This is a genomic window from Streptococcus porcinus (assembly GCF_901542335.1).
Taxonomy (GTDB): domain Bacteria; phylum Bacillota; class Bacilli; order Lactobacillales; family Streptococcaceae; genus Streptococcus; species Streptococcus porcinus_A.
On record NZ_LR594036.1, the window covers coordinates 1,490,119 to 1,503,031 of the forward strand.

The following is a 12,913-nucleotide window of genomic DNA, read 5'->3' on the forward strand; positions in this document are numbered from 1 at the left end:
TGACCCCCAAAAGTTAGACATTATATTTTAAGCAAAGGATTTAGTTCTGTATTGTACGGGACTAAGTCCTTTTAGTTTTACTTTGATCCGTTTATTGTTGTAATAATCAATATATTTTTTAATAGCTTTTTCTAAATCTCCCAGAGATTTATAGTAGCTCTCATAGCCATAGAACATTTCTGACTTTAATATGCCAAAGAAGGATTCCATTATCCCATTGTCAGGGCTGTTTCCTTTACGTGACATAGATGGACGGATACCTTTAGAGTTTAAAAAGTGATGATAATAGTTGTGCTGATACTGCCAGCCTTGATCACTATGTAAAATAGTTCCGTTATAGTATTTATCTGGAAATGTCTTTTCTAGCATCGTTTTAATTTGGTTTAAGTTAGGAGAACGTGAAATGGTATAGTTTATTATCTCGCTATTATAACCATCAAGAACTGGTGATAAATAGAGTTTTCCCTCAGGTAAAGCAAATTCAGTCACATCGGTGTAACACTTCTCAAAAGGTTTAGAGGCTTCAAAATGGCGTTGAATAAGGTTATCTGCTTTCTTTCCAACCTCACCCTTATAAGATGAATAGCGTCTTTTGCGACGTATTCTCGCTGCCAAACCTAGTTCTTTCATCAAGCGCTGAACTCTTTTGTGGTTGATGATAAAACCTCTGTTACGCAGTTCCAAAGTGATTCGACGATAGCCATAGTTACCTTTATGTTTCTGATAGACTTCTTGAATTTGGTTTTTAATGGACTTGTCTAAATCATCTTGTTCTAGTTGCTTAAGATGATAGTAATAGGTTGAACGAACTAATTGAGCTGCTCTTAGAAGTAAACCTAATTTAAATCCTCCATCAACCATTTCTTTAATGATTTCTGTCGTTCTTTCTCGATAGCTTCGTCCCGTTCTTCTAACTCTTTTAACTTTTTTAGGAAGGCGTTCTCCGTTCTGAGATATTCGTTCTCTTCCTGAAGGCGCTCTAATTCAGTCATTTCTTCCCAAGTTTTCTTTGGTTTACGTCCCATTTTTGCTGGTCTCCCTTTTGTTGTCTCAACAATAGTATAACCATTTTTCTTGTATTGCGCTATCCAATTGGCAAGAGTTCCTGGATTTGGGAAGGCGTAATCTAGAGAAACTGACATTAAGGATTGCCCATCTTTCAAGACTTTATTAATCATTTCTTGCTTCATTTCAGGTGAATAAGCTTGGTACTTTTGCTTCTTAACGATCTCGACTCCATAACGATCCATCAGTCGAATGGTATATTTTAAGTTGCAGCGGGTTACTCCAAATTGAATCTCTAATTGAGTCCAGGAAACACCTGACTTCTTTAAACGATAAATTTCTAATTTATCTTCATAACTTAATTTCATACAAAAACACCCCAAATGTTAGATTTTTTGTCCAACTTTTGGGGTGCAGTACAAAGATAGTCTTTTTCGACTATTCGAATAGCCAAATACATCACATTTCCGGTTTGAACTCCTGCAAAACGCCTCCCTTGAGTCAGAAATGTAAAAGTATTAACATAGCCACTGATAAAGGTCAAAGCTGAAGCACAGCGGATTCCTTCATAGACTTTATGCCTTTTTCGTTTGTTTTTTCGTGATTGATTCGACATTTTTCCTTCCATTTCACAAATAACAAAATAAAAATACTGTTAACCAGTATTTTTACAAAATTTGAATATGAGGCTCTCTTCAGCCCAAATAGCTTTCAAAATTCTTACTTTAGGTAAGTGCTGAAAGCTTTAATAAGATTAGATTTAGTATAGCACAGCTAGTTTTCGAAAACAATTAGCTTGAGGATAAATTTTCAGAAAAAGTGGATGAAAAATTCATCCACTTTGATTGATATTATTTTTCGACAATCTTGAAGTTTTGCAAGAAGTTCTCTTCTCCCAATTCTGCTTTAAAGTGGTCTCCAATTTTAAGAAATGGAAGCTGATCTGAACTTTCCCTACTTGCTTTTACTTTATAAATCTTACCATCAGAAATCAAATAGTAAATACTTGTTCCTGAGACAATTTGACTTGCTACCTCTTGGACTTGACCTTGAATCACTTTTACTTTCTTAGTTGAACTTCCTAGGGAAGTTAATCCGCTTGTATCCCGGTCTGTAAATTGAGCAATTAAGCTCGAAATATCGTTATTAACAGTCACTTGCTGATAATCTTCTGCATCTACTAAGGCATAAGATTTAACCAGACTAGCATCATCTTTCAGCGGAATAAGATAGAAGGCTTTATTATTCAATTTAACAAGTGTTGGCGCAGTTGCCTTATAGTTTTTTTCCTGAACTTCACCTTCTGCTGACTTCATGGCAGAAGTCTCTGTAGCCGACGCTAATTTGTAATTAGTAATTTGTCGTGTTCTCATATTAACTAGGATAAAGCCAAGGTTTGAGGAATCAGCTGTTGCAGAAGTAATTCCTGTATATAAGTAGATATCTGATCCTATTGTAATATAGTTATAACTATCAGTTGTTTTCTTCACACCTGACTGGCTAAAAATGGTATTCCAATAACCATTTTGATAGGTATAATAATCATTTACCCGTTTAATAACATTTTCAGCGGAGTAGACACGATCAACCCACTTAGGAATCTCTTTTAAGCTATAGTAACGCGATTTTCCTGTCACAGCATCAAGAATGATTGCACCATTTGGATCCATTGATGATAAGCCAAATTTTGGAGCATAAGTGGTTGCAATATAGAAGGGATTCCCATCATCATCTACTTCAAAAGATGGATCAGAAAAAATAGTAAAGGGATGACTAAAACGTAAATGACGCATGGTGTCGCGGAACATGAATTCAGAATTTGAGTATTTCATCGGTTTTGACAGTTTTACAAGCTCAGCCTTACCAGTTGTTTGATTGACTTTGACATAATAACTAATCCCCTCTTGACGATTTGTTACCCATTTCCAAAAACTTTTATATTCTAATGGGGATACTCGAAAAGGTTGTTTTCCAATGGTAATCTGCCGGTATTCATCTGAAATACCAAACTGTGAAACTTTATCAATAGTTCCTAAATAGGTATCTCCAATTTTTTCTGCAGACTCTCTATCCAAGAGTGCTAAAGTTGAAATATCACTTTCTGGAAAATCTGTTTTGAAGTCAGCATCTTTAACCTTAATCACTTTAGCATAACTCTTAGCCCGCAAAACTCTTGAGTTTAACACTGATAGCAAGGCCAACCCCATAGAGATAGCTAAAATAAGAAAGATGAGCCAGCGCACACTGCCTGAAAAGAAATTAAAATACCGAGTGACGTCTTTAGCTTGATTTTGAGAATATTTCCTTTGGAATAGCTCTGTCAAACCTTTAGTAAGTGACATGACAAAAATATTAACAGCTAAAAGAAACAGAATGAAAATAAGAAAGACCCAAAAATCGCCACTCAAGGGATTAAGTGGTGGCAGATTTACCCAGTAATAGACTACAATGATCAGTAGAGAGAGGAACCCTGTTAAAGATTGAACCTGTTTTTTCATCTCATTCTCCTAAATATTTTTAATGATAAACTATCATGAATCTTATTATACCATATCGGAAGAAAGTTTACTGTATCACGCAGTACAAAAGACTGGCAATAAGCCAGTCTTTATAGACTATTTGGTTAATTTTTTATTTTTCCTTCATTTTTTTAGAAAACCCTAACTTAACCATCCAAAGAAGGATAATTCCCATCAACATAGCTAGGAAAGATTGCTTATCTCCCGTTGCTGGTAACTGCCATGTTGAGTCATTAACTTGTGAAACTTTCTCCACATTTTGACCTGCGTCTACATTATTTTGAATAGTCGGTTTAGATACTTCATTTAAAAGCTCAAAATGCGTTCCATCAGTTACAAGAGCTCTCTTAGACAAGATTTGCAAATGTGTTTCAGTAACATCGTTTTGAAGAGCTTTAATATTTGTAGTTCCACTTATTTGGTAGCCTTCTGGTAAAGTCACAATAATATTATAATGACCGTCCCGAACTGAGGCTCCATAGGCATTTGGCACATACAAGGATTGATCTAGATTTATAAGTTGACTATTTTCTGACTGTAAAGAAACTCTGCTTCCTTCTGGTAACAACCTATCAAAAATGACTCTAACCATTCCAGACTCAGATTTCCTTGTGATAAAGGCGTGGTGAACAAAATCACTATCTTGACTTAATTCAAACTTGAATACTTTTGGAGAAACAAGTTCTGCTACATTTTGATCATAAGTTAATAGTTCCAAACTATATCTACCAAAAGGTAATATCAGTACTTGTGAACGATCATCATAATAGGTTAGTTTGTCAAGAGCTTGACCTTTTTCATCTCTCACCAGATAGGTAATAGGAATTTTTGGTCTATCAACACTATTATTATAAGCTAAAGAAATATCTAGAATACCATGGCCGTCAGGGACACTTCTCATTGGTAATAAACTTGAATAAACGATATTACCAGCCTTATCCTCAACTAAATAGTAGAAGTCAGCTTCAGCTACACCCTCAATTTTGGGAATAGTATAGCTACCATCCTCATTTCTAGGAATAAGGACACGACGATCACTAATAGATATAATATCTTTATTTGTATCAATATCGTATTTACGACCATCTTTTTCTAGCACATAAAACACTTCTTCTCGAGCTATGCCAACAGTGTTCGGATCAAAGACTTTCCCTGGTTTAAAGAACTCTTTATCACCGTCCTTACGGAAAATAGCTTTAGTAATAATAGGTTCTTCATGACTAACGAACACCTCATGTTCTTGCTTTTTGAGCTGACCTGAAGCATCACGGTAAGTGATAACGTAACGGTAAGCACCCGATAGAACTTTCTCACCTAACTGCGTTTGACCACTCCAGCTTGTTGTGCTTAAATCATCAATTGAAGCATTTTGAGGCGCTGTCCAAATAGCAGAGCTCTTCACCTTATCAGCCGCTCCATAAACACTTACACTTAGGTCACGATAAACCTTACCTGGTAGCCCTCTAAAGGCGATGAAATCTCTATTACCTTTACCATTAGGTGACAGAATGATCTTAGTCTGGTTAGCCTTAGCTAAGCGACTAAGCGGACGATTACGATTAGTAATCATAATATCTGACTGATTAGTGATTAAACCAGAATCACCCTCAGTCATCACCAAATTGTCTTCTATGCTTTGATAATTTTGATAATCACCATCTTTTAGCGGGATAGTGATAATCCCATCACCAAGCTGATCTGGTAATTGTTGACCAAGTTTTGCAATGGCAATATTACCCGCAAAATCTTCAACCATATAATAAAAATCTGCTAATTTTGCCTTATCAAGTGGTAATATAAAGCTCCCATTTTTCGATTTTTCAACAAAGACTTTATTATCAGTCACAGATACATACTTAAATCCTTGGTTTATTGAAATAGTATATGGTTTGCCATCTTTTTCTTCTAAATAGAAAACACTGTCTCTAAGTATGCCCGATTGGCCACGATCAGTAACATCAAGAACTTTGAATTCTCTTGTTTTTGGATTAAAACTACCAGATTTTAGTAAAGGTTTTTCACGGTCGACGATGATATCAAACACCATTTCTTGACGTTTTGCCCCGATGATATCTGGATAATAAGAAACGACATATTGATATTTACCATCTGGTAAATCCTCACCGCTTAAAGTTTTACCTGAAAAATCCGTTGACAATAAGGTTGTCGATTTAGGGAAACGAATATCACTGTTATAATTCTTATCACCATTATGGGGTTGACTTGTCCACAATTGGCTCTGACGTTGCTGGTCATCAGCACGATAAACACTTGCTTTTAGCCCCTTATATTTTCTTAAAAAGATGCCTTTAAAAGCAACAAAATCTTGATTTTTATCACTATTTGGAGAAATTGCAAGAACAACTTTTCCAGACTGATTTTTTGCCAAGACAAACTTGCCATCTTTATTTCGATATGTTCCAAGGGTATGAAGACCATTGTCAGAAATTGTTTTTGTTGAGACATTCGCATCGGCACCAATTGTCACTAAGCCTGTATAATGTTTTCCAACATATACCTCATCAGGAGTTTCAGATTCTTCAAAATAAAACCCCTTTTCTCCCTTAGATTTTAAATTATAAATAGAGTCTTCAACAACTGCTAAGCTTTGGAATTCTCCTTTAAAACCAACAAATGGAATATTTATTTTATCTTTTACTTGATTTTCAGCATTTTCAAAACGCACAAAGCCTTCTAGGAAGTACCCATTAGGCATCTGTTCAGTAAGTGTTTTCGTAAACTCAGACGTATCTATAGAAATCGTAATAGACTGTTTCCCCTTAGCAGGAACTTCAATAACACGACCTTGGTCTGATTTTAAAAGCACTGAATTTAAGTCAAAACGACCGTCGACAATTTTATCTGTCATTAAATCCGTTACATAGCGGAGCTTCTTAGCCTGTTTGGAAATATTATGCACAGTTACTGTAAAGCTTATTTTCTCTCCAACATTCCCTAAAGAAACACTCCCATACTGTTCCTCACCAGTGATGTAAAGGCCACTTGTTATGGCAGCTTCCACATTTAGAAGTCCAGCACCTTGACGGCGTGGAGAGGTTATTAATCCAGTTTTAGGGTCTTTATGAATGCTTGCATTACTCATTAACAAATTCTTAATAAGATCCGACAGTTCTTCTGCTTTAATCTCTGGATGTTCTTGTTCAAGATATTGCTTAATAAGTAAACTTGCCCCCGCAATATAAGGAGATGCCATACTCGTTCCCGTTTGACTGCCATAATGATCATCATTATAAGTAGAATAAATATCTCCCCCAGGCGCCGTGATATCTGGTTTTAAATAGCCATCTGATGTCAAGCCCCAGCTAGAGAAATGGTTCATTTGATTAGCTTTTTGGTTGCGTGCTTTTGATAGTTTACTTTCAAAACTTAAGCGTCCTGTTCCAGTGCCATTTAGCTGAGACATTGCTTTACCAAACTCATGTGAAATAAAAGCCGATGGGAGAACTCGTCCTTCTTTACTTAGTTGCATTTTACGATTAGATTGACCTGGTATATGATTAAAAATAAGAATACCAGCTGCACCATGCTTTTTAGCTTGTGCTATCAATTCCACATAAAGATATTTAGGATTACGTTCAATAAGGACTATCTTACCGGTAACGTTTTTTCCTTTATATGCTTCGTCACTTGGCTGATTAATATAAACAAAGTCATAATTTTTATCAAAAGAAAGTTCCTCTTGGATTTTTTTATAATCTGTCGATTCTGTATAAAGGGCTTTTCCATGATTTAAATCAGCACGATTTTCTAAACCTTCAACTTTCATTAAGCGTTCAATCACAATTTTGTTATCAACAGCTGCAACAGAGGTTGGAATTCTTCCTGTTGAAGGTGAGTTAACAATACCATAGTCCGGATTGCTAGCAAAAGGGTCTGCATGATCAGAGCCAAATAAACGCTCATTGCCTGCTGCCACGATAACTGAAACGCCAGCTTTTTTAGCTTGTTCAATAGCAGCCATCAAGGAAGCATTACCCCCTAAGAAAGAACCATTAGGCCCGCCTAAACTAAGGTTAATAGTATCAGCACCTAAAGCTACCGCGTCTTCAATAGCTTTAATATAGAGTGCTTCGCCTGTTCCCATTAAGTCATTAGCAAAGACGCGCATAAAAATAACTTGAGCTTCTGGCGCCACCCCTAAGAAACGTTCTCCCGTAGGCGATGCTTCAAGGGGATTTCCGGTAGCAATACCTGTAACATGCATCCCATGAGACTCATACTGACTGTCATCATCTTCAGTTGTCCAATCAATGAACTGACTAAAATCGTCTGGATTAATTTGAATCACTGTTTCTTTAGGTTTATCACTAGTTGAACTCGGATAAACACGGCGTCTTCTTTTATCTACACTTTGAATAATAGTGCTCTCAATAGAATCTAAGAAAGAAGCATCGTCTAAATCAAAGTCAAATTTAACCTCTTTAACCTTGTCATTGTTTTCAACATAGTTGTGTGCAAAAACAACCTTTTGATTAAGCCATTTCCCATAGTTGATGTTTGCCTTTGCTTTTTGTAGATTCATAGATTCTTCATCTTTGAACTTTGCTCGGCTGATATCACTAATTCTCATAGCTTTGTGATTAGCATCAATTCCAGTATCGATAATTGCAATCACTTTACCTTGCCCTTTATAGCCTTTTTCCCAAGCCCCTGTCACTTGCGTCCAATCATGAGTATCAGTGTTAATTGGAGTCTCTTCAATAGAAGCAGGTAACTCTTGCTCAATGCCCTCTATGGGCACTTCGCTTTTTTCTGGATTAAGCTCCTGGGTGTCTGAAACGTCTGTTGCGACATCTGCCAGAACCTTAAGTTGTTCTTCTTCACCAACCTCATTACTAGAAAGCTCATCTGAATGAACTAACTCTTTTGCAACCAGTGACTGCGGCATTTCCTCTGGCGTTATCCTTGAGGTTTCTTCTGCAGAAACATGGCTCGTTCCTACAAAAAAGACTGTTCCAATTAAGACAGATACAGTCCCTGATTTATATTTTCTTAACGAAAATCGTTCTTTCTTTTCCACTTGTAATTTATCTCCTAAATTAATATTTTCTATCATTTTTCCAATAGAACATTAATTTTTATTTAATCACAAATTTTGTGGAAACGCAATCGATTTCGAAGAATAGTAGTCAAAGTTCTGAAGCAATTTTTTTAATAGAATTTAAAAAAATGCCCCATTCAAAAAGGGGGCAAACTAAATTTTAATCTAATTTTAAAGCATTCTGACTGAATGGAATAGAAGAGTCGTAAGGATTATGTCTCAATTTAAAATGTTTAACATCATCAATTGTCTTCGTACCAGCAAGTTGCATCACCATTTTCAACTCATCATTTAAGTGCTCAAAAACTTGCTTAGTCCCGACGCTTCCTCCCATTGCTAGCCCGTAAATAACTGGACGACCAAGAGCTACAAGGTCTGCTCCAGAAGCTAGAGCTTTGAAGATATGCTGACCACGTCTGACTCCTGAGTCAAATACAATTGGTACCCTACGATCAACTGCTTCTGCAACTTCTTGTAATGAATCAAATGCTGCTGGACCACCGTCTAATTGACGCCCACCATGATTAGTTACCCAGATACCTGAAGCACCTGCTTCTAGTGCACGAAAGGCATCTTCTGCACACTGTGGACCTTTAACATAGACAGGTAGCCCTGAATATTGGGCAATGTACTCAACATCCTTTGGTGATAGAGCCTGCTTAGCTGATTTATAAACATAATCCATCGTTTTACCTGCACCATCTGGCAGATATTCCTGAACAATAGGCATCCCAACGGGGAAAACAAAGCCATTACGTTTATCTACTTCACGGTTTCCTCCAACAGTTGCATCAACTGTCAAAACAATTGATTTAACACCTTCAGCTTTCAAGCGATCCATAATATGTCTGTTGATCCCATCATCTTTACTATAGTAGAATTGGAACCAATGTGGTGAATCTCCTAGTGCTTGTGAAATTTCCGGCAAATCAGTGGTTGAATAAGAACTTGTTGTATAAATTGTACCAAATTCCTTAACCCCTTTTGCACTGGCAACTTCTCCTTGCTCATTAGCTAATTTATGAGCTGCAACAGGGGCCATAATTATTGGAGAAGTTAAGGTATCTCCATCAAATGTTACTTCCGTACTTGGATTTTCAAAACCTTTTAATCCATGAGGGACAATTAATTTATGGTTAAATGATCTAATATTTTCATGTAGCGTAAAAGTGTCACCCGCTCCACTTGCTATATAGCCAAAAGCCCCTTTAGGAATTACTTTCTGTGCCATCTTTTCAAGATCAAAGACATTCACAAAGAACGTTTCCTTCAGCGCTACTTGTTTTAAACTCAATACCTGCATTTGCCATTTCAATGTTATCTGTCATTAATATTCTCCTTTTAAATAATTGATAACGCCTACAAATTATAACTAAATTATATTAAACCAATTTTTTAATGTCAAAATATATGCTCGCGCATTTTTTATTAGGAATAAATTAATCTCATATTTGATTAGATTATAAGTATCCTAGCAATTTTCCAATTGCAAAAACAACAAAGCAAGTCAGTATAATATAGAGCGCACAATACTTAATAACTTCTTTTAAAAGCTTTCCTTCTTGGCCTTCTAAACCAATAGCCACTGCTGCTACTGCAATACTCTGCGGGGAAATCATCTTACCCGCTGTCGCTCCCGTCATATTGGCCGCAGCCATCCAATAGGGATTCATATTGAGGTTACTAGCAGCTTTTACCTGTAACTCACCAAAGAGAACATTGGCAGAGGTATCACTACCAGTAATAAAAGTTCCAAGAGTACCTATAACTGGCGCAATAAAAGGATAGAAACCACCTGTTACAGCCACCAAGCTTATAGCGATTGTATTAATCATTCCACTATAGCTCATAACCTTCGAGAGAGCTACAATTGAGGCTACTGTCAACATTGTCTTTGTTAACTGTTTGATACTTTTTCCTAGGATTCTTAGAATTTCTCCAAATGACATACCTTGTAATAATCCTGCTAAAAAAGTAGCCAGAATTATCATCGTTCCTGGTGAAGCCAGCCATTTGATTGTATAGGGTTTTGCGTGCTCACCGGTATAAATAGAGAACGTGGTCGAAACTTTGGCTAGCACATTATTAATAGCTGGAAATAAGGAGGAGGTCAGCATAATAAATACAAAAACAAGAATAAATGGTAAGGATGCTTTAAAACCTTCTTTTAGATCAACTGGTTCATCTACCACCTTAGCCTGACTTCCTCTTTCTCTATATTTCACCATTAAAATAGTGACCAAGATACAAAAGAGAGAACCGATAATTGAAGGAAGTTCTGCACCTAAATAATGGGAAACTAAAACCTGTGGAAGAGCAAAAGCTAAGCCAGATGCTAAAGTTAAACTAAATACCCCTTTAATAGGCGCTCTACCTTCTCCAGTTAAAGCCACGAGCACAAACGGAATAGCTACAATCAAAATAAAGAGCTGCAAGGAAACAATTACTGAGAGTTGTCTAACCTCTAGTCCAGTGACTTGTGCCAAAGTTGTCACAGGCAATCCAATAGCTCCAAAAGCTGTGGGAGTTGTATTAGCAATTAAACAGATCAGTGCAGCCCGTAAAGGTTTCATTCCTAATGCTACTAGTATACTCGCTGGAATAGCTACCGCAGTGCCAAACCCTGCAATAGCTTCAAGAAAGCCTCCAAACCCCCAGGCTAAAATAAGCACCAAAACACGTTTATCTTCTGTAATAGTCATTAATAAACGTTTGATAACAGTCATACCACCTGAAGCTGTGGTCAAATTATAAGTAAATACAGCAGCTACGATGATATAGATAATAGGCCAAAAACCCATTACTGCCCCTTCTAAAGCAGCAGTTAAACTGTCCTTAACGCTAAACTGAAAACCAAAAATACTGGTTAAAAGTGTGATGATTAGTCCTATGAAACAGGCCAAATCCCCTCGGATCCGGAAAACTGCCAAAGATAGAATCAACCATAAAATAGGAATAACGGCTAATGTTGCTTGAAACATATAGTCTAAAACCTTTCTTTTTACAAGATAAAATCAATATAATTTGTTAGCGCTTTCAATTTATGTTAATATTATATAAATATTAGACCTACCTGTCAAGAAAATCCACTTAATTTTTTCACAAACTTTTTCTTTTTATAATAAAAAGATCATATAAAGCTTGTCTTAACAGCGTTTATTTAATATGTTAGAAAAAAACTTTGTGAATTTCTTATATTTGAATGACTATTTAGAGAAGAAAATAAGAATATCTCTCGTCATCGTTCTTGTAAGCATTAGCTCAGCGAACAGTTTCAGAACCTTTAGTGTAAACACTAAAAAGTAGAATGAAGGTTCAAAATTAATTTTTTAAACAAGCATCTAGGTTTTATCACATAGAAAATTGTCATATTCTTAGATAGACATTTACTTCCAACCTCTATCCAATCTGATTAAAATAGTTTTGAGTTTGAAAAAATAGCTTGCTAGCCTATTTTTTGCTAAAATAGACTTAACTTAATGACAGAAAGAGAATTATATGAAACTCATCTCATGGAATATTGATTCGTTAAATGCTGCCTTAACAGGAGAATCAGCACGTGCACTACTATCACGCGCCGTTATTGACCGTCTAGTCAGTGAAGATGCTGACATTATTGCTATCCAGGAGACAAAACTATCAGCCACTGGACCTACCAAAAAGCACTTAGAAAGCATCTTAAACTACTTTCCAAATTACTTACATGTTTGGCGTTCTTCTGTTGAACCCGCACGTAAGGGATATGCAGGAACCATGTTCCTTTATAAACAAACGCTAAATCCAGTAGTTACTTTCCCAAAAATTGGAGCGCCAACAACCATGGATGCTGAAGGACGCATTATTACGTTAGAATTCGAAGAGTTCTTTGTCACCCAAGTTTACACACCAAATGCCGGTGATGGCCTAAGACGCCTAGCCGATCGTCAAGAATGGGATATCAAGTATGCTGAATATTTGGCGCAATTGGATGCTCAAAAACCTGTCCTTGCTACAGGCGACTATAATGTCGCTCATAAAGAGATTGACTTGGCCAACCCAGCAAGTAACCGTCGCTCTCCAGGTTTCACTGACGAAGAAAGAGCTGGCTTTACCGCACTTTTAGAAAAAGGCTTCACAGACACTTTCCGTTACCTTCACGGAGATATCCCAAATGTCTACTCTTGGTGGGCACAACGAAGCAAGACTAGTAAAATGAATAACGCCGGCTGGAGAATTGACTACTGGTTAACGTCAAACAGAGTAGCTGATAAGGTCCTTAAATCTGAAATGATTGATTCTGGTACCCGTCAAGACCATACACCAATTCTCCTTGAAATCGATCTCTAAG

At 36.6% G+C, this 12,913-nt stretch carries 5 protein-coding genes and 2 pseudogenes; 1 reads left to right on the top strand and 6 read right to left on the bottom strand.

What is annotated here, in order from left to right:
* Window positions 1-27 precede the first annotated feature (27 nt).
* From FGK96_RS07160 to FGK96_RS07185, 6 genes and pseudogenes are all read right to left on the bottom strand, one after another.
* A protein-coding gene (locus tag FGK96_RS07160) for an IS3 family transposase (protein ID WP_420031105.1) occupies window positions 28-1,373 on the bottom strand; the annotation gives its coding sequence in 2 pieces (ribosomal slippage) (window positions 28-932 and window positions 932-1,373; 1,347 coding nt in all).
* A gap of 62 nt (window positions 1,374-1,435) precedes the next feature.
* A pseudogene (locus FGK96_RS07165) lies at window positions 1,436-1,621 on the bottom strand (DUF1275 family protein); the annotation flags it as partial.
* 235 nt (window positions 1,622-1,856) lie between these two features.
* Window positions 1,857-3,503 carry a hypothetical protein gene (locus tag FGK96_RS07170; RefSeq protein WP_138082637.1) on the bottom strand — a complete coding sequence of 549 codons (1,647 nt, stop codon included), beginning with the start codon at window positions 3,501-3,503 and terminating at the stop codon, window positions 1,857-1,859.
* A 133-nt stretch (window positions 3,504-3,636) separates the two neighbouring features.
* Entirely contained in the window at window positions 3,637-8,565 is a 4,929-nt protein-coding gene (locus FGK96_RS07175) for a S8 family serine peptidase (RefSeq protein ID WP_138082639.1), read from the bottom strand.
* A gap of 181 nt (window positions 8,566-8,746) precedes the next feature.
* Window positions 8,747-9,914 (bottom strand): annotated as a pseudogene (gene lctO / locus FGK96_RS07180) (L-lactate oxidase).
* Between the two features lie 132 nt (window positions 9,915-10,046).
* Window positions 10,047-11,567 carry an L-lactate permease gene (locus FGK96_RS07185; protein ID WP_138082641.1) on the bottom strand — a complete coding sequence of 507 codons (1,521 nt, stop codon included), beginning with the start codon at window positions 11,565-11,567 and terminating at the stop codon, window positions 10,047-10,049.
* Window positions 11,568-12,084: 517 nt separating this feature from the next.
* On the opposite strand from FGK96_RS07185, the gene FGK96_RS07190 reads away from it, so the two are divergent.
* Window positions 12,085-12,912, top strand: a complete 828-nt coding sequence (locus FGK96_RS07190) for an exodeoxyribonuclease III (protein WP_138082643.1) — start codon at window positions 12,085-12,087, stop codon at window positions 12,910-12,912.
* Window position 12,913: the final 1 nt, after the last annotated feature.

What these genes read in the sequence shown, in the direction of transcription:
- FGK96_RS07170 (WP_138082637.1), bottom strand. Translation starts at nt 3,503, where the DNA reads ATGAAAAAACAGGTTCAATCTTTAACAGGGTTCCTCTCTCTACTGATC.
- FGK96_RS07185 (WP_138082641.1), bottom strand. Translation starts at nt 11,567, where the DNA reads ATGTTTCAAGCAACATTAGCCGTTATTCCTATTTTATGGTTGATTCTA.
- FGK96_RS07190 (WP_138082643.1), top strand. Translation starts at nt 12,085, where the DNA reads ATGAAACTCATCTCATGGAATATTGATTCGTTAAATGCTGCCTTAACA.